Origin of the sequence: Sphingomonas rubra, assembly GCF_900115745.1 — a bacterium.
In the GTDB taxonomy this organism is placed as follows: Bacteria; Pseudomonadota; Alphaproteobacteria; order Sphingomonadales; family Sphingomonadaceae; genus Sphingomonas; species Sphingomonas rubra.
The window spans coordinates 124039-141163 of the sequence record NZ_FOXP01000001.1; the positions used below are offsets into that span (position 1 = coordinate 124039).

Below are 17125 nucleotides of genomic sequence, written 5' to 3' on the forward strand. Positions count from 1 at the left end.
AGGCAGGGGGAATGATTGAACGAGGCGGTGACGACCGGCCCGGGGCACGCGATCGTGCTCGGCGCCGAGGGGCGCGTGGGCGGGGCGTTCGCGCGGCGGCTGGCGCTGCATGGCTATCGCGTATCCCGCGATCCGCGGCGGCCGGAAGCGCTCGCCCGCGCGATGCCGGGCACGCTGCTGCTCGACTGCGCGTACCGCGACGGCGAGGCGGAGGAGCATGTGTGGCGGGTGGAGGCCCACCTCGCCTCGTGGCGCGATTATGCGGGCATCTTCGTGCCGTCGTCATACTGGATCGAGGGCGACGGCGGCTATGCGCGCGCCAAGCGACGGGTGGAGCAGTTGGCGGCAAGCTACCGGGCGCTCGGCGCCAACGTGGTGACCGATCGGATCGGTTATTTCCCCGGTGACGGGGTGGAGCCCGACGCCAACGAACCGATGATCGCGCACCTGGTCGACGGCGATACGCTGTACGCGCGGGTCATGGCGCAGTTGACGTGCGGATTGCGGCGCGACGCGGCCGAGACGGTCGCGGTGGGCTGACCCTGCCACGTGAGCACGGTTGCGTCATGCCGCCCGGCGGGCGGCCTCCGCGAGAACGCGGTCCGCGAGATCGGGGCGGCAGATGACCAGATCGGGCAGCAGCGGGTCGGCGCAATTGTAGACGAGGGGACTACCGTCCAGCCGCGAGGCGTGGAGGCCGGCAGCCAGCGCCACGGCAGCGGGCGCGCAATTGTCCCACTCGTACTGTCCACCGTCGTGCAGGTAGAGGTCGGCGCGGCCGTCGACCACCGCCATAGCCTTCGCGCCGGCCGAGCCCATGCCGATCACCTCGGCGCCAAGCGCGTCGGCGATTCGGTGGACCACGGCGGGGCAGCGCGTGCGGCTCGCCACCACGCGTAGCCGGCCTGGCGTGCGCGGAGGTGGGGGCGTGACCGTATCGGTAGACCAGACCCGTCCCCGCTCGGGCACGGCGACGGCGCCGATCGCGGGCCTGCCATCGAGCGCGAGGCCGATGTGCACCGCCCAGTCGTCGCGCCCGTCGGCATAGTCGCGGGTACCGTCGAGCGGATCGACGATCCAGGCGCGGCGTGCGCCGCAGCGGCGGCGATCGTCGACGCTCTCCTCCGAAAGGACGAAGTCGCCGGGGCGGGCGGCGGCGAGGCGGGCAAGGATCAGCGCGTTCGCCTCCCGGTCGCCGCGGTCGCCGAGCGCCTCGCCCGTTTCCCGCCCCTCGGCGCGGATCGCGAGGAGCAGCGCGCCCGCTTCCTCGGCGATCGCGGCGGCGAGCGCGTCGTCCGTCACAGCTCGTGGCTCCAGACGCCAATGACGTGCTCGACGATGCGGCGCGCCGCGGCTTCGGCGATCTCGGTGGTGGTGTCGATGTGCAGGTCGGGGCGGATCGGCGCCTCATAGGGGCTGGAGATGCCGGTGAACGAGGCGATCTCGCCGGCGCGCGCCTTGGCGTAGAGGCCCTTGGGATCACGCGCCTCGGCGACGGCGAGCGGCGTGTCGACGAATACCTCCACGAACTCGTTCGGCGGCAGCATGGCGCGCACCATGTCACGTTCGGCGCGGAAGGGCGAGATAAAGGCGGTCAGGACGATGAGGCCGGCATCGGCCATCAGCCGCGCGACCTCGCCGACACGGCGGATGTTCTCCGTGCGGCCGGCGTCGGAAAAGTCGAGGTCGCGGTTGAGGCTGTGGCGGATGTTGTCGCCGTCGAGCAGGAAGGTATGGCGGCCGAGCGCGTGGAGTTCCCGCTCGACCAGGTTGGCGATGGTCGACTTGCCCGAGCCGGACAGGCCGGTGAACCACAGCACGCGCGGGCTCTGCCCCTTCTGCAGCGCATGCGCCTCGCGCGTCACGTCGTGCGACTGCCAGTGGATGTCGCCGCCGCGGCGTAGCGGATCGGCGATCATGCCGGCGGCGACGGTGGCGTTGGTCATCCGATCGATCAGGACGAAGCCGCCCAGCGCGCGGTCGTCGGCGTAGCGTTCGAAGACCAGGGGGCGGGCGGTGCGGAGCTCGACCGTGCCGATGTCGTTGAGGCGCAGCGTGTCGGCGGGGCGCTCCGTCTGGCTGTTGACGTCGACCACGTGGCGCGGGGCGGATACGGTCGCGACCGCCGTCTGCGTCCCCAGCTTCATCAGGTAGCCGCGGCCCGGGACCAACGTCGCCTCCGCCATCCACACCAGCGTGGCAGCGAAGGTGTCGGCAGCCTGGGGAGGCGCGGCGGCGGCGGCGATCACATCGCCGCGCGAGCAATCGACCTCGTCGGCGAGGAGCAGCGTGATCGACTCGCCGGCCATCGCGGTCGCGCGCTCGCCATCGGGCCCGAGGATGCGGGCGACGGCGGTGGTGCGGCCGGAAGGCACGACGCGGACGGGATCGCCCACCGCGATCGTGCCCGAGGCGACCAGTCCGGCGAAGCCGCGAAAGTCGAGATCGGGCCGGTTGACCCATTGCACCGGCAGGCGGAAGGGCCGGTCGCGATCACGGTCCCCGTCCACCGACACCGTTTCCAAGTGGCCGAGCAGCGCCGGCCCCGTGTACCACGGCATCGCGGGCGACGGCTCGGCGACGTTCGCGCCGGTCAGCCCTGACAGCGGAATGGCGGTGAAGCGATCGATGCCGACCGTGTTCGCGAAGCTGCGGAAGTCGGCGACGATCGCGTCGAAGGTATTCCGGTCGTGCCCGATCAGGTCCATCTTGTTGACCGCCAGCACGACCTCGCGGATGCCGACGAGGTTCGCCAGGTAGGTGTGGCGCCGCGTCTGGCCGAGGATGCCCTTGCGCGCGTCGATCAGGATCACGGCGAGGTCGGCGGTCGAGGCGCCGGTGACCATGTTGCGGGTGTACTGCTCGTGCCCCGGCGTGTCGGCGACGATGAACTTGCGCGCCGGCGTCGCGAAGAAACGGTAGGCGACGTCGATGGTGATGCCCTGCTCGCGCTCGGCGGCGAGGCCGTCGACGAGGAGCGCGAAATCGAGCGCAGTCCCCTGCGTGCCCATGCGCGCCGAGTCGGCCTCCAGCGTTTCCAGCTGATCCTCGAAGATCGCGCGCGAATCGTAGAGGAGGCGGCCGATCAGCGTCGACTTGCCGTCGTCCACTGAGCCGCAGGTGATGAAGCGCAGCATCGACTTGGCCGCTTGCGCGCCGAGATAGGCGTGGATGTCGGCGGCGACCAGCGCGTCTGGGCGGTAGGCGCGCGACTTCCCCTTCCCTTCCGGGGATGGATTGGGGGCGGGTACCGAACGCAGCGAGGCTCCAGCCGCTTCCGTAAAGCGCATCCCTGCGGGCTGCGCACCCACCCCTGGCCCCTCCCTGGAAGGGAGGGGAGTGTTGTTGGCAGCCATCAGAAATACCCCTCGCGCTTCTTCTTCTCCATGCTGGCGGCCTGGTCGTGGTCGATGGCGCGGCCCTGGCGTTCGGAGGTGGTGGCGAGCAGCATTTCCTGGATCACTGCGGGCAAGGTCGTCGCCTCGCTCTCGACCGCACCCGTCAGCGGATAGCAGCCGAGCGTGCGGAAGCGGATCGAGCGCTCGACCACCTGCTCACCCGGCCGCAGCCGGAACCGGTCGTCGTCGACCATCAGCAGCATATCGTCGCGCTCCACCGTGGGACGGGGAGCGGCGAGGTAGAGGGGAACGACCTCGATCCCCTCCGCCAGGATGTACTGCCAGATGTCGAGCTCGGTCCAGTTGGACAGCGGAAAGACGCGCATGCTCTCGCCGCGGTCAAGGCGCATGTTGTAGAGGCGCCAGAGTTCGGGGCGCTGCGCCTTGGGGTCCCAGCCGTGGGTGGCGGAGCGGAAGGAGACGATGCGCTCCTTGGCGCGGCTCTTCTCCTCGTCGCGGCGAGCGCCGCCGAACGCTGCGTCGAAACAGCCGGCGGCGAGTGCCTGTTTCAACCCTTCCGTCTTCCACAGGTCGGTGTGGCGGCTGCCATGGTCGAAGGGGTTGATGCCGAGTTGCTCGGCCTCCGGGTTGCGGTGGACGATCAGGCGCATGCCGGCCGCCGCGGCCGCACGATCGCGCAACTCGTACATCGCGCGGAACTTCCAGGTCGTGTCGACGTGGAGGAGCGGGAAGGGCGGGCGCGCGGGCGCGAACGCCTTCGCCGCCAGGTGGAGCATGACCGCGGAATCCTTGCCGACCGAGTAGAGCATCACCGGGCGTTCCGCCTCGGCGACGACCTCGCGCAGGATGTGGATGCTCTCGGCCTCCAGGCGTTGCAGGTGGGTCAGCGTCGTCATGGGCGGCCGGGATAGAGCCGGCGCGGGACCGACGCCGCACAGTTATCCTGTCAACCGTGAAAGTCGGCGCGCTCGCGCTCCAGTGAATCGAGGATGCGCGCGCCGGCCATGAACACCGCGACGGGGCAACAGGCGAACAGCAGGTAGCCGCCGGTGCCGGGATATTGTTCCAGATAGTTGACGCCGCGTTCCGCCGCCCCGGTAGCAAGGCCGTAGATGATAAGGAACGCCTCGAACTTGGTCTTGATGACGAACAGGCGGCCAATCTTGCGGAGCATACCCGAGAGTTAAGCAAGCTCCGCGCCAATGGTGGTTTTGCGCGCTCGGCGGGTTAACGCACGTGGTTACCTGTCAATTAACCCGACAGATCATGCCAGCTCGTCGAGGTCGAGCGCGTTCAGCAGCGCGGCCCGCGCGGACGCGATGCGGGTGAGGAGCGCAGGGTCGCCGATCGCGTCGGGGTCGATCGTGTCGGGCCAGTGACGCTCGACGATGGCGGAGAGGCGATCGAGCTTGGCGGCGTCGACCAGGAAGCGCGGGTCCACCGTGGCGGGGTCGCAGACGACGCGCAGGCGCAGGCAGGCGGGGCCGCCGCCATTGGCCATCGACTCGCGCACGTCGACCACGCGCACGCGGCGGATCGCGCCGTTGCCGCCGCGGTGGCGTTCGAGCCAGGACCAGGTGGAAGCCGTGGTGCGCGTCTCCTCCGGCGCGATCAGCGTGGGGCCGTCTTCGGTGGAGACGAGCTGCGCGTTGAACAGGTAGGAGGCGATGGCGTCCTCCAGCGGCACCTCGGCGGCGGGGACCTCGACGATCTCGACGTGCGGGAGCAGGCGGCGAAGGTCGTCGTGGAAGCGCGCCGGATCGGCGAAGGCGTGCTCGTGCGCGAACAGCACGGGGCCGTCGGCGACCGCGACGACGTCGTTGTGGAAGGCGCCGGCGGCGATCGCGCGCTCCGACTGTTCGACGAAGAGGGTGCGGGCGGGATCGAGACGGTGGGCGCGGGCGATGGCGGCGCACGCCTCGCGGTGCTGACGTGCCGGAAAGCGGCCGCCGGCCCGGCCGTAGACGAAAACCTCGACGCCGGGCGCGCCGTGATCGGCGCACAGGCGCATATGGTTGGCCGCGCCCTCGTCGCCGAACGGGGCCGGGACAGGCGCGTGGATGGCGAAGGCGGGGTGGGCGAAGGCGAGGCGCAGCTGCGCCAGCGTGTGCGGCCACTCGTGGCTGCGATGCGGCATGGTCACCAGATTGGCGACGGTCAGGTGGCAGCGACCGTCGCGCGTGTCCGGCGCGGGTGAGACGGTGGCCGCGTTGGCGGCCCACATCGGCGAGGCGGACAGCGCCTGCGCCTGGAGATGGCGGTCGGCCCCGGTATAATCGGTGGATAAGGTGCGCAACCAGCCATGGTCGGGGCGGGGGTGGGGCAGGAGGATGCCCTGCACCAGCCCCAGCGCGAGGTTCGCGCGCATCTTGTCGATGCCCTGCAGCGCGGCGGCGCGCGGCCGCGAGGAATGGCCGGCATTGCGCGTCGCGGCGAGGTTGCCCGGCGACAAGCCGGCATAGTTATGGCTGGCGCCGATCAACCCGTCGAAGTTGATCTCCCGCATCAGTTGCGGCCGACATGGATGACGCGATCGTCCTCGCCGATGCCCAGCGCGGCGGCGGCCGGCGCGGACAGCACGATGCCGTCGCCGTCGCCGACTGGGCGGACCTTGGCCATCGTGCAGCGGAAATCGGCGAGCGTGCCGGTGGCGACCAGCGCGTCGCCGCCGCCGTCGCGATCGACCGCGACCACGCGGGCCGTGCGCGCGTCGCGGATCGAGCGGACCTTGTCGATCCGCGCGGTCATGGTCGGGCCACCGTCGAAGATGTCGAGATAGCCTTCGTAGGAGAAGCCCTCATTCTCCAGCATGCGCATCGCGGCGCGGCCGGAAGGATGGGGCATGCCGATCGCGGCGCGCGCGCTCTCCGACAACATGGCGGTGTAGATGGGATGTTTGGGCATCAGGTCGGCGATGAACTGGTGGCCGTTGACCGCGTTGAAGCGATCGGCATCTTGAAAGTTCATGCCGAAGAAGCGGCCTGCTAGCCCATCCCAGAAGGGCGAGCCCCCTGCCTCGTCGATGATGCCGCGCAACTCGGCGAGGATACGATCGCCGAAACGGGCGCGGTGCGCGGCGATGAACAGGTAGCGGGCACGGGCGAGCAGCAGGCCGAGACCGCCGGCCCGCTCGCCGGGATGGAGGAACAGGCCACCCACCTCCGACGAGCCCTCCAGGTCGGTGGTGAGCGACAGCATCTCGGCACGAAAGGTGCGGTCGAGTTCGCGGCTGTGCTGTGCCAGCGTGCCGAGACGGTAACTGTAGAAAGGATGGCGGCGGCCGACCTCGGTGAAGATCTGGCAGGTGCCGCGGACCTCGCCGGTGTCGACATTCTCCAGGATCAGGACGAACAGTTCGTCTTCGACCGGACCGTCTGCCCGCGCGAAGGCGGCGTGGCTGCGTTCCAGCTTGGCGGCGAGCGCGGGGCGATCGGGGGGCAGGTTGGTGAAGCCGCCGCCGGTCAGCTTCGCCATCTCGTACAAATGCTTGAGATCGTCGTCGACGGCGGCGCGGACGCGGAAGTTCATGCGGGCGTTCCCAGGCGGAGGATGGAAAGGGCGGAGAGCGCCGCGCGCTCGACCAGGCTGTCGGTGAAGAAATATTCGTCGGACGAGTGGATGGCGCCGCCACGCACGCCCATGGTGTCGACCACGGGGACGCCCGCGGCGGCGACGTTGTTGCCGTCGCAGACGCCGCCGGTGTCGCGCCGCCCGATGACGAGGCCGAGATCGGCCCCGGCGTCGGCGACGAGCGCGAAGAGGCGCTCGGCGGCCGCGTCGACCGGCTTGGGTGGCCGGTTGAAGAGGCCGTGGACCTCCACCGCGACGTCGTGATCGCGGGCGACCGTGTCGGCGATCTCGCGGAGCAGCGCGCCCGCGGCCTCGATCGCGGCGGCGTCGCGCGGGCGGAAGTTGACGCGGAGCACGGCATGGTCGGGGACGACGTTGTTGGGGCCGCCGCCGTCGATCCGCGCAGGGTTGACCGCGAGGGTCGGGGCGCGCGCCGCCGCCAGCCGCACGGCGAGGTCGGCGGCGGCGACCAGCGCGTTGCGACCGTCTTCCGGATTGCGGCCGGCATGCGCGCTGCGACCGCGCACTACCACTGAGAAATTGCCGGTGCCGCCGCGCGCGCCGGCCAGCGTGCCGTCCGGCAGCGCGGGTTCGTAGCCGAAGGCGGCGTGCTTGCCGCGTGCCACCTCGCCGATCAGCGCCGCGGAGGAGAGCGAGCCGGTCTCCTCGTCCGAATTGACGAGAACGTCGTAGCCGATGGCGTCGATGACGCCCCCCGCCTCCAACGCCGACAGCGCGGCGAGCATCACGGCCAGTCCGCCCTTCATGTCGGTCACGCCCGGCCCGACCAGCGCGCCGTCGTCCCTGGTCGTGAGCGACTGGAACGGGTGGTCGACGCCGTACACGGTGTCCATGTGGCCGAAGAACAGCAGGCGCCGCGTCGCACCCGGCCGGACGGAGAGATGGAGGTGGTCGCCGTGGCCGATCGCCTCGACCCGGCCGTCGACGGCCACGGTGTCGACCGGGGCGGCGGGCACCAGGCGCACGCTGCCGGGCAGGGCGGCGGCGGCGTCGGCGAGCAGCCCGGCCATGGTCGCGTTGCCGGCGAGGTTGCGCGTGCCGCTGTTGATTGCGGCCCATTCCTTCGTCCGCGCGAGCATCGACGCGCCGTCGAGCCGCGCGAGCGTGTCCCGCTCCGTGGTGGTCAGCCTCTCCATGGGGCGCCGTCTAGCGCCGGTGTGCGCCGCTGGCGAGCCTTCAGAACGCGTAGACCAGCGATGCGCGCGTGGTGGTGTCGGTGGTGCGGCGGCCGGCCGGCGGCATGCTCTCATACTGCACGTAGTAGGAGAGTTGGGCAGAGAGCGGTCCCAGCAGCTTGGCGTTGACCCCGGTGGTGGAGGCGAGGGTGGAGTTGAACCGTTGGGCGATCGCGATCGTGTTCTGCGTCAGCGACAGGCCGGGCAGCAGCCGCCAGCGGAAGTCGACCGACGCACGCCCGGTGAAACTCGACTGCTCGCTTTCGTCGGTGAAGGCGGTGTAGCGGTAGCCGGGCCCGAGTTCGAGATCGAGCTGCACCGCCGGGCTCTTGATCGCGCTGTAGCCGAGCCCCGAGGAGACGGCGAGACGGTCGTCATAGCCGAGGAAGCGATCGCTCTCGTACGAGGTCTGACCGTAGACGTAGGCGCGATCATCGAACTTGTAGTTGGGTTCGTACGATAGGAGATAGTGCTCGCGCGTGGTGGTGCCGAGGCTCTCCTGATAATCCGCCTGGGCGCGGAACTTGTGGCGCCACTGCAATCCCTCGCGTGTCGCGTCCAGGATAGCGCTGCCGCCGGCGATCTCCGAATTGCCGGTGGAGACGAACCCGCCCAGTTCGGCACGACCGCGCCACAGGTTGAAGATGCCGGCTTGCCGGATCACCGCCTCGCGCTGGGCGGCGCGGTCGGCACGCCATTTCTCGGCGATGGCGAGGACGGCGTCGCCGCTGAACGGATCGGCGGCGCGCGCGTAGCGGACGATGGTCGACACGTCGCCGTCGTTGCCGGACTCGATGGCAGCGTCGAGCATCGCCCGGATATTCTCCGGGATCATCGCGCCCGCGTCCGACTGTTGCGGCGGGGCGGGCGCGGCGGCCGTTCCGTTGGCGACGGCGAGGAGCAGCAAGGGGGCGATCACACGTGGATGCCTAGCGGTGGGTCGCCCGGGCGCAAACCGGTCAGCGGGACGGACTTGCGCCGAGATGTGGCCGAAGCGCGGCGAGCACATCCTGGTACAAGGCGCGCTTGAACGGCACAATCAGGCGCGGCAGATCGTCCGGATCGATCCAGCGCCAGGCACGGAACTCTGGATGCTTGGTGGCGATGTTCACGTCGGGGTCTTGCCCCAAGAAGCGGAACAGGAACCAGCGCTGCGTCTGGCCGCGCCACTTGCCCTTCCATACTTTGCCGATCAGCTCGGGCGGCAGGTCGTAGGTGAAGTCGCGATCGGGCGCCGCGAGCAGTTCGACATGCTCGGGCGCGATGCCGGTCTCCTCGCCCAGCTCGCGGACGGCGGCGGTGAGCGCGTCCTCACCGGGATCGATCCCGCCCTGCGGCATCTGCCACGCCTCCAGCGTGGTATCGAGGCGCTGGCCGACGAACACGTGCCCGTCGCGGTTGACGAGCATCACGCCCGCGCAAGGACGATAGGGAAGCGCGCTCATGCCGGTACGCCCGCCGCCTGCGCCATCACGCGCGCGCCTTCCGCTGAGACGATCGCCTGCTTGAGCGCGACGAGATAGGCGGCAAGGTCGCCCTGGCTGGACGGAATCGCGCGGCGCAGATTGAGAAAGCCGTGGACGTTGCCCGTCGCTTCCTGGAACACGGTGGGCACGCCCGCTCCTACCAGCGCGGCGGCATAGGCGCGTCCCTGGTCGCGGATCGGGTCCAGCCCGGCGGTGACGATCACCGCGGGCGGCATGCCGGCGAGATCGTGGGCGAGCGGCGAGGTGCGCGCGTGCGGCAGGTCGGCGGCGTAGGCGTCGGCGAACCAGCGCATGGTCTCGCGCGTCAGCAAGTAACCGTCGGCGAATTCGGCGAAGGACGGGTATTCGCGCGCCATGTCGGTGGCCGGGTAGAGCGGCGCCTGCACGATCACCGGCACCGCGGCGGGCGCGCCGCGCAGGGCCATGGCCGTGACGATCGCCAGGTTGCCGCCGGCGCTGTCGCCGCACAGAACCAGGCTGGTGACCACGCGGTCGAGCTCCGGCGGATTGCTCGCCAGCCAGCGCGCCGCCGCCTCGCAATCGTCGGGCGCGGCGGGCCAGCGATGCTCGGGCGCGAGCCGATATTCGACGGAGACGACGGGCAGCGCCAGAACACGCGCGATCTCCGCGCAGGCGGCAGCGTGCGTATCGACGCTGCCGATCACGAAGCCGCCGCCGTGGAAGAACAGCAGCGCGGGGCCGGGCTCGCGTCGCTCCGCCGCGTCGAACAGACGGGCGGCGATGGTGCCGGCCGGTCCCGGGATGGCAAGGTCGCGAACCACCGCCAGCTCGCCCGCGGGCAGGTCCGCGACGCCGGGCATGGCCGCGAAGATCGCGCGGGCGGCGGGAGCATCCAGTTCGTGCGTGCGAGGGCCGGGCAGGTTGTTGAGATAGGCCAGGAACTGCGCGGCGTCAGGGCGGACGTACGGGGCGGCGGGTGCGGTCATGGCGGTCCTTCTCGGTCGCGTGCGGCACCCTAACTAGAAGGCATGATCCACGTCGTCCATCATCCCGCCTACGTGACGGCCGCCCCCGCCCGATCGACCTATCGCTGGGGCAAGAACGGGCTGATCCGCGACCTCTTACGGGCGGAGGGCGCAGGCATCGCGTGGCACGAGCCGGCCCCGATGCCGGTCCGCTGGTTGGAACAGGCGCACGATCCCGACTATGTCGCCGAAGTACTGGCGGCGGACGTGCCGGCGGCCAAGACGCGGCGGATCGGTTTCCCGATCACGCCGGAAGTGGCGGCGCGGGCGGCGGCGGTGCCCGGCGGTACCTATCTCGCGGCGCGATTGGCGATGGAGCACGGCTTCGCCGCGAACACCGCCGGCGGCAGCCACCACGCGCTGCACGACACCGGCGCGGGGTACTGCGTCTTCAACGACCTGGCCGTCGCTGCGATCAGGCTGGTGGAAGAGGGCACGGTCGCGCGACTGTTGATCGTCGACGTCGACGTGCACCAGGGCGACGGAACCGCGGCGCTGACCGCCGGGCGCCCGGAGATCGCGACCTATTCGATCCACGCGGAGAAGAACTTCCCGGCGCGCAAGGCGCGCTCGACACTGGATGTGCCGCTCGCCGACGGGATCGGCGACGACGCCTATCTGGAAACGCTGGAGCGGACGCTGGCGCCGCTCGTCGCGGAGGTGCGGCCGCAGCTGGTGCTCTACCAGGGTGGGGTCGATCCTTATGCGGGCGATCGGCTGGGGCGGCTGTCGCTGTCGCTGTCGGGTCTGGCCCGGCGCGAGCGGCTGGTGGCGTCGTTGCTCGCCGGCGTGCCGATCGCGTGCACGGTGGGCGGTGGCTACGGCGACGATGCGTTGGCGATCGCCAGGCGGCACGTCGACGTGATCCTTAATCTGGGTCACTCGATCGCGGGAACGCGAGAAGCGGTCGGGGCGTAGCGGCTGGTGTGACCGATCCCGTGATCCTCTGGTTCCGCCAGGACCTTCGCCTCGCCGACCAGCCCGCCTTGTCCGCGGCGATCGGGCAGGGGCCGGTCGTGCCCGTCTACGTGCTCGACGACGACGGGCCGGGCGACTGGCGGATGGGCGGGGCGCAGCGCTGGTGGTTGCATCGCAGCCTCGCGGCGCTCGACCGCCAACTGCGCGACGCCGGTAGTCGGCTGATCCTGCGCCGGGGCCGGGCGGCCGAGACGCTGGCGGTGCTGATGGAAGAGACGGGCGCGACGCGCATCCACGGCTTGCGTCACTACGAGCCGTGGTGGCGGGCGGCGGAGGAGGCGCTGGGCGATCGGCTGTGCCTGCATGACGGCAACCATCTGGTGCGGATCGAGGACGTCCGCACCGGATCGGGTACGCCGTTTCGCATCTACTCGGCCTTCTGGCGCGGGTTGCAGCCGCTGCTGCCACCCGACCGGCCGCTGCCCGCGCCCGACGATGTCCCTGGACCTGCGCGATGGCCGAAGAGCGACACGCTGGCCGAGTGGCGGCTGTCGCCCAGCGGGCCCGACTGGTCGACCGGTTTCGACGAGGATTGGACGCCGGGCGAAGAGGGCGCGGCGGCGCGGCTGAAGCGCGTCGCCGGCCTGATCGGGGGCTATCCGGTCGATCGCAACCTGCCGGCGGAGGATGGGACCACCCGCCTGTCGCCGCACCTTCATTTCGGCGAGGTGTCGCCCCGCGCCGTGTGGCACGCGAGTGGCGGCGGCGCGGAAGTCGACAAGTTCCACAAGGAGCTGGCCTGGCGCGACTTCACCTCGGGCGTGGTGATGCAATTGCCGCGCTACGCCGACGACAATGGCCGGGCCAAGTACGATCGGCTGGAGTGGCGCACCGGCAAGGCGGCCACCGCGGACCTGCGCGCCTGGCAGCGCGGGCGCACCGGCTACCCGATCGTCGACGCGGGGATGCGGCAGTTGTGGACCAGCGGGTGGATGCACAACCGCGTGCGGATGATCGCCGCCAGCTTCCTGGTGAAGCATCTGCTGATCGACTGGCGCGAGGGCGAGCGCTGGTTCTGGGACTGTTTGGTGGACGCGGATTACGGCAACAATTCCGTCAACTGGCAGTGGATCGCGGGCACGGGGATCGATGCCAATATGTGGAGCCGGATCATGGCGCCGCTGACGCAATCGGAGAAGTTCGACACGGGCAATTACATCCGCCGCTGGGTGCCCGAACTCGCCGACGTCGCCGACGCCGCGATCCATGATCCCGAGGGGGCGGGGGTGCGACCGAGCGATTACCCGGCCAAGATCATCGGCCATCGCGAGGCGCGCGAGCGCGCTCTTGCCGCCGGACGCGCCATCTAGCCTATCGACGCGGGGCCGTGCATGGCGGCGGAATGGAACAGGGGGTAGTGACAGCCGCGCGACGCGGCCGATGGTGGCGGCTGATCGCGGCGCCGTTCCACCGCATGCTCGATCGGATCGACCGGGGGCTGGAGGCGGGCGCGATCGAGGCGACGCTGCCGGACGGCACCGCGCGGCTGCTCGGCGGACGACGCGAGGGGCCGGTGGCGATCGTCGCGGTGCACCGTTGGCGGGCGCTGCGCCGCCTGGCGCTTGGCGGCTCGGCGGGCTGGTACGAGGCGTGGGCGGCGGGCGATTGGTCCAGCCCCGACCCGGTGCCGTTGTTCGACCTGTTCATGCGCAACCGGCTGAGCCTGGGCAGCGCGGCGCGGGCCAAGGGGACGGGGCGGCTGCTGCTGCGCGGGTTCCACGCGTTGCGGCCGAACAGCCGGCGGGGCGCGCGGGCGAACATCGCCTTCCACTATGACCTGGGGAACGACTTCTACGCGACCTGGCTCGACCCGACGATGAGCTATTCCAGCGCGATGTTCGATGGCGCGGACGAGCAGCTGGAGGCGGCGCAGCGGCGCAAGGTGGCGCGGCTGCTCGATCGGCTACGCCTGCGCGACGGGGCGGCGATGCTGGAGATCGGCTGCGGCTGGGGTTTCCTGGCTGGCGAGGCGGCGGCGCGGGGCGCGCGGGTGACCGCGCTGACGCTGTCGGCGGAACAGGCCGAGGTGGCGCGGGGCCGCGCGGGCGCCGGGGTGGTGGTCGAGCTGACCGACTATCGCGACGTCCGCGGACGGTTCGACGCGATCGCCAGCGTCGAGATGGTGGAGGCGATCGGCATCGCGCAGTGGCGGACGTACCTGGAGGCGATCGCGCGGCTGCTGGTGCCGGGTGGGCGCGCGGGGCTCCAGTTCATCTCCATCGCCGACGACGTGTTCGACGCCTATGCCGCCAATGCCGACTTCATCCAGCGCTACGTCTTTCCCGGCGGGCTACTGATTTCGGAGCGGCGGTTCCGCGCCCTTGCCGAGGCGTGCGGGCTGGAATGGACCGACCCGGTGGCGTTCGGGATCGATTACGCGGAAACGCTGCGGCGTTGGCGGCTGGAGTTCGACGCGGCCGACGCCGACGGGCGGCTGCCGACGCGCCTGGATGCGCGGTTCAAGGCGCTGTGGCGATATTACCTGATGTACTGCGAGGGCGGCTTCCGCGGCGGCGGCATCGACGTGGCGCAGGTGACGCTGGTGAAGCGCTAGCGACGGCGGTCGCGTTGCCAGACCAGCACCGCCGCGAGCGATCCGGCGGCAAGGCCGATCAGGGCGCCGGGCGTGGCCTGTCCGAGCAGCAGGCCTACACCCGCCCCGACGAGGACGCCGACCGCCACGAGGAAACCGCCGGCGTTGCTGGAAGGGGGCTGGGGCATAGCGGCGCCGATGCCATGTCCTTCGACGGGATGCCAGTGGGGATGGCGGATGACGGCGTGGCGGAGCCACGCCGTTGGTCGAGCCGGTGGCCCGCCGGCCGTGCTCGGGCGCGCCGATGGCGCGCCCTGCGCATCAGCCACTATAGTACATATCGTACTCGACCGGGCTCGGCGTCATCTCCCACCGGGCCACGTCCTGATACTTGATCTCCACGTAAGCCTCGATCTGCTCCTTGGAGAACACGTCGCCCTTGAGCAGGAAGTCGTGGTCGGCGGTCAGGCTTTCCAGCGCCTCACGAAGCGACGCGCAGACGGTCGGCACCTCGGCGAGTTCGGCCGGGGGCAGGTCGTACAGGTTCTTGTCCATCGCCTCGCCCGGATGGATGCGGTTCTGGATGCCGTCGAGACCCGCCATCATCAGCGCCGCATAAGCGAGGTACGGATTCGCGAGCGCGTCGGGGAAGCGCACCTCGACGCGCTTCGCCTTGGGGCCGGTGCCGTAGGGGATGCGGCACGACGCCGAGCGGTTGCGCGCCGAATAGGCGAGCAGCACCGGCGCCTCGTAGCCGGGCACCAACCGCTTGTAGCTGTTGGTCGACGGGTTGGTGAAGGCGTTGAGCGCCTTGGCGTGGCGGATGATGCCGCCGATGAAGTAGAGGCACATATCCGACAGGCCGGCATAGCCGTTGCCGGCGAACAGCGGCTCCTTGCCGTTCCAGATCGAGAAATGCGTGTGCATTCCCGAGCCGTTGTCCTCCTTGATCGGCTTGGGCATGAACGTCGCCGTCTTGCCGTAGGCGTGCGCGACCTGGTGGACGACGTATTTGTAGATCTGCATCCGGTCGGCGGTGGTGGTCAGCGTACCAAAGGTCATGCCGAGTTCGTGCTGCGCGGCGGCGACCTCGTGGTGGTGCTTGTCGCAGGGCAGGCCCATCTCCAGCATGGTCGAGACCATCTCGCCGCGGATATCGACCGCCGAGTCGACCGGCGCGACGGGAAAGTAGCCGCCCTTGGCGCGCGGACGGTGGGCGAGGTTGCCGCCCTCGTAATCGCGGCCAGTGTTGGTCGGCAGCTCGATATCGTCAATCTTGAAGTAGGAGCCGGCGTAGTTCGTGTCGAAGCGGACGTCGTCGAACATGAAGAACTCGGCCTCGGGGCCGACGTAGACGGTGTCGCCGATGCCGGTGGTCTTGAGGTACGCCTCGGCGCGCTTGGCGGTGGAGCGCGGATCGCGGGCGTAGAGCTCACCCGTCGATGGCTCGACGATGTCGCAGAACACGATCAGCATCGGGGTGGCCGAGAAGGGATCGGTGTAGATCGCTTCCAGATCGGGTTTCAGGATCATGTCGGACTCGTTGATCGCCTTCCAGCCCTCGATCGAGCTGCCGTCGAACATCAGACCGTCGTCCCACTCGTCCTCGCCCATGACCGAGGCGACCATGGTCAGGTGCTGCCACTTGCCCTTGGGATCGGTGAAGCGGAGGTCGACCCACTCGATCTCCTCTTCCTTGATGCGCTTCAGGATGTCGGATGCGGTGGTGGCCATGTCACGTGTTCCTTCTGAGAGATCCCTCCCGCTGGCGAGAGGGGCTAGGGGAGGGGAGTGCTCGTACCGCTCGCTTGCGGCCCTGCCCTCCCCCGACCCCTCCCGCAGGGTTCCCATCAAAGTAGTACTTTGATGGGGCCCAAGCGGGAGGGGAGAAAACTAGATCGCGGCGTCGTCGCGTTCGCCGGTGCGGATACGCAACGCCGATTCGACGGGGATGACGAAGATCTTACCGTCGCCGATGCGACCGGTCTGCGCGGCGGCGGCGATCGCCTCGACGCAACGTTCGGCGAGTGCATCCTCGACGACGACTTCGAGCTTCACCTTTGGGAGGAAATCGACGACGTATTCGGCACCGCGGTAGAGCTCGGTATGGCCCTTCTGCCGGCCGAAGCCCTTCGCCTCGGTGACGGTGATGCCGGATACGCCGATCTCGTGGAGCGCTTCCTTCACCTCATCGAGCTTGAACGGCTTGATGATGGCTTCGACCTTTTTCACGTGACTGCGTCCCCGGCTTGTCGTTGAACCCTCGCCCGTGCGGGCGCCTTGCACCTGTCGTGCCAATCGGGCCTTCCTCGGCAACGGCGCGATAGGGGGCGCTCGGCTGCCTAAGGATTGAGCAGGGTCGCGATACGTGCCTGCCGATGTGGCATCGACGAGGCGTTCGTTGACCGTTGCTTGACTCGATTGACCCCTAGAACGAAACACGACACCGTCATCGTTTCCAGATTCGAGCTGATGTCGGCCTGTCCGATCCTTGTCGCACATCCGGGCCTTGTAGGACAGCGGGTCGCGATGTCGGTTACAGGATATCGTGCACGCGTTCCGGCGGACGGGCGAGGACAACGCCGTTCGAGGTCTCCACCAGCGGTCGCTCGAGGAGGGCGGGATTGGCGGTGATCGCGGCGAAGACGGCGTCGGCCGCGAGCTTAGGTGCGTCGGGGCGGAGGAGCTGGTGCGCTGTGAGGCCGGCGCGGTTCGCCAAGCGGGCGAGGTCTTGTGTCGAGGGTGGGTTCTGGAGGTAGTCGATGATGGTGATGTCGGCGCCAGCTTCCTGGAGGAGGGCGAGGGCGGCGCGCGACTTCGAGCAGCGGGGGTTGTGGTAGATGGTGGCTCGACCCACTTCCGTTCGTCCTGAGGAGAGGCTGAGCGAAGTCGAAGCCTCGTCTCGAAGGACTGGTGCCCTTCGGCTGGCCGGCACGGCCGGCCGCTCAGGACAGGCTTCGAGACGGCATTTCGACAAGCTCAATGCCTCCTCAGCACGAACGGTTCTACTTAACAT

General features: G+C 69.8%; 18 protein-coding genes. 4 read left to right on the forward strand and 14 right to left on the reverse strand.

What is annotated here, in order from left to right; all coding sequences use genetic code 11:
• The first annotated feature begins 15 nt into the window (after window positions 1–15).
• Window positions 16–540 carry a Rossmann-fold NAD(P)-binding domain-containing protein gene (locus BM145_RS00645; RefSeq protein ID WP_093330012.1) on the forward strand — a complete coding sequence of 175 codons (525 nt, stop codon included), beginning with the start codon at window positions 16–18 and terminating at the stop codon, window positions 538–540.
• 24 nt (window positions 541–564) lie between these two features.
• Here the strand turns inward: BM145_RS00645 and BM145_RS00650 are convergent, their stop codons facing one another.
• From BM145_RS00650 to BM145_RS00695, 10 genes are all read right to left on the reverse strand, one after another.
• Window positions 565–1302, reverse strand: a complete 738-nt coding sequence (locus tag BM145_RS00650) for an inositol monophosphatase family protein (RefSeq protein WP_245738982.1) — start codon at window positions 1300–1302, stop codon at window positions 565–567.
• Entirely contained in the window at window positions 1299–3290 is a 1992-nt protein-coding gene (cysN, locus tag BM145_RS00655; RefSeq protein WP_093330782.1) for a sulfate adenylyltransferase subunit CysN, read from the reverse strand. Before cysN ends, BM145_RS00650 begins: the two co-directional genes overlap by 4 nt.
• A 65-nt stretch (window positions 3291–3355) precedes the next feature.
• Window positions 3356–4255: a sulfate adenylyltransferase subunit CysD gene (cysD, locus tag BM145_RS00660; RefSeq protein ID WP_093330016.1), complete on the reverse strand. Its 900-nt coding sequence runs from the start codon at window positions 4253–4255 to the stop codon at window positions 3356–3358.
• Between the two features lie 50 nt (window positions 4256–4305).
• Window positions 4306–4533: a hypothetical protein gene (locus BM145_RS00665; protein ID WP_093330018.1), complete on the reverse strand. Its 228-nt coding sequence runs from the start codon at window positions 4531–4533 to the stop codon at window positions 4306–4308.
• Window positions 4534–4623: 90 nt separating this feature from the next.
• Window positions 4624–5868, reverse strand: coding sequence for an N-succinylarginine dihydrolase (locus tag BM145_RS00670; protein ID WP_093330020.1), 1245 nt, complete (start codon window positions 5866–5868; stop codon window positions 4624–4626).
• Window positions 5865–6887, reverse strand: a complete 1023-nt coding sequence (locus tag BM145_RS00675; protein ID WP_093330023.1) for an arginine N-succinyltransferase — start codon at window positions 6885–6887, stop codon at window positions 5865–5867. Before BM145_RS00675 ends, BM145_RS00670 begins: the two co-directional genes overlap by 4 nt.
• Window positions 6884–8086, reverse strand: a complete 1203-nt coding sequence (locus BM145_RS00680) for a hydrolase (RefSeq protein ID WP_177200036.1) — start codon at window positions 8084–8086, stop codon at window positions 6884–6886. Before BM145_RS00680 ends, BM145_RS00675 begins: the two co-directional genes overlap by 4 nt.
• 40 nt (window positions 8087–8126) lie before the next feature.
• A complete protein-coding gene (locus BM145_RS00685) occupies window positions 8127–9044 on the reverse strand; it encodes a DUF481 domain-containing protein (RefSeq protein ID WP_245738983.1) in 918 nt (305 codons plus the stop codon).
• A gap of 40 nt (window positions 9045–9084) precedes the next feature.
• Window positions 9085–9570, reverse strand: coding sequence for an RNA pyrophosphohydrolase (locus BM145_RS00690; RefSeq protein ID WP_093330028.1), 486 nt, complete (start codon window positions 9568–9570; stop codon window positions 9085–9087).
• The gene (locus BM145_RS00695) at window positions 9567–10559 is read right to left on the reverse strand and encodes an alpha/beta hydrolase (RefSeq protein WP_093330029.1); all 993 of its coding nucleotides are present in this window, start codon (window positions 10557–10559) and stop codon (window positions 9567–9569) included. The genes BM145_RS00690 and BM145_RS00695 overlap by 4 nt, the downstream gene beginning before the upstream one ends.
• A gap of 42 nt (window positions 10560–10601) precedes the next feature.
• On the opposite strand from BM145_RS00695, the gene BM145_RS00700 reads away from it, so the two are divergent.
• The 3 genes from BM145_RS00700 to BM145_RS00710 are packed head-to-tail and all read left to right on the forward strand — an operon-like array spanning window position 10602 to window position 14130.
• Window positions 10602–11516: a histone deacetylase family protein gene (locus tag BM145_RS00700; protein WP_093330032.1), complete on the forward strand. Its 915-nt coding sequence runs from the start codon at window positions 10602–10604 to the stop codon at window positions 11514–11516.
• An 8-nt stretch (window positions 11517–11524) separates the two neighbouring features.
• Window positions 11525–12886 (forward strand): cryptochrome/photolyase family protein, encoded by a 1362-nt coding sequence (locus BM145_RS00705; RefSeq protein ID WP_093330035.1) that lies wholly within the window; start codon window positions 11525–11527, stop codon window positions 12884–12886.
• 32 nt (window positions 12887–12918) lie between these two features.
• On the forward strand, window positions 12919–14130 hold the full coding sequence (locus BM145_RS00710; protein ID WP_425441067.1) for an SAM-dependent methyltransferase: 1212 nt from the start codon (window positions 12919–12921) through the stop codon (window positions 14128–14130).
• Here the strand turns inward: BM145_RS00710 and BM145_RS15900 are convergent.
• From BM145_RS15900 to BM145_RS00725, 4 genes are all read right to left on the reverse strand, one after another.
• Window positions 14127–14297: a hypothetical protein gene (locus BM145_RS15900; protein ID WP_177200037.1), complete on the reverse strand. Its 171-nt coding sequence runs from the start codon at window positions 14295–14297 to the stop codon at window positions 14127–14129. The genes BM145_RS00710 and BM145_RS15900 overlap by 4 nt on opposite strands.
• A 133-nt stretch (window positions 14298–14430) precedes the next feature.
• Window positions 14431–15843 (reverse strand): type I glutamate--ammonia ligase, encoded by a 1413-nt coding sequence (gene glnA, locus BM145_RS00715; RefSeq protein WP_093330037.1) that lies wholly within the window; start codon window positions 15841–15843, stop codon window positions 14431–14433.
• A gap of 159 nt (window positions 15844–16002) precedes the next feature.
• The gene (locus BM145_RS00720) at window positions 16003–16341 is read right to left on the reverse strand and encodes a P-II family nitrogen regulator (protein WP_093330040.1); all 339 of its coding nucleotides are present in this window, start codon (window positions 16339–16341) and stop codon (window positions 16003–16005) included.
• A 304-nt stretch (window positions 16342–16645) separates the two neighbouring features.
• Entirely contained in the window at window positions 16646–16966 is a 321-nt protein-coding gene (locus tag BM145_RS00725) for an ArsC/Spx/MgsR family protein (protein WP_245738984.1), read from the reverse strand.
• Window positions 16967–17125: the final 159 nt, after the last annotated feature.

Excerpts from the sequence above, each read along its gene's own strand:
- BM145_RS00695 (WP_093330029.1), bottom strand. The coding sequence starts at position 10,559 with ATGACCGCACCCGCCGCCCCGTACGTCCGCCCTGACGCCGCGCAGTTC.
- BM145_RS00680 (WP_177200036.1), bottom strand. The coding sequence starts at position 8,086 with ATGGAGAGGCTGACCACCACGGAGCGGGACACGCTCGCGCGGCTCGAC.
- BM145_RS00710 (WP_425441067.1), top strand. The coding sequence starts at position 12,919 with ATGGAACAGGGGGTAGTGACAGCCGCGCGACGCGGCCGATGGTGGCGG.
- BM145_RS15900 (WP_177200037.1), bottom strand. The coding sequence starts at position 14,297 with ATGCCCCAGCCCCCTTCCAGCAACGCCGGCGGTTTCCTCGTGGCGGTC.
- BM145_RS00665 (WP_093330018.1), bottom strand. The coding sequence starts at position 4,533 with ATGCTCCGCAAGATTGGCCGCCTGTTCGTCATCAAGACCAAGTTCGAG.
- BM145_RS00675 (WP_093330023.1), bottom strand. The coding sequence starts at position 6,887 with ATGAACTTCCGCGTCCGCGCCGCCGTCGACGACGATCTCAAGCATTTG.
- cysN (WP_093330782.1), bottom strand. The coding sequence starts at position 3,290 with ATGCGCTTTACGGAAGCGGCTGGAGCCTCGCTGCGTTCGGTACCCGCC.
- cysD (WP_093330016.1), bottom strand. The coding sequence starts at position 4,255 with ATGACGACGCTGACCCACCTGCAACGCCTGGAGGCCGAGAGCATCCAC.
- glnA (WP_093330037.1), bottom strand. The coding sequence starts at position 15,843 with ATGGCCACCACCGCATCCGACATCCTGAAGCGCATCAAGGAAGAGGAG.
- BM145_RS00690 (WP_093330028.1), bottom strand. The coding sequence starts at position 9,570 with ATGAGCGCGCTTCCCTATCGTCCTTGCGCGGGCGTGATGCTCGTCAAC.
- BM145_RS00700 (WP_093330032.1), top strand. The coding sequence starts at position 10,602 with ATGATCCACGTCGTCCATCATCCCGCCTACGTGACGGCCGCCCCCGCC.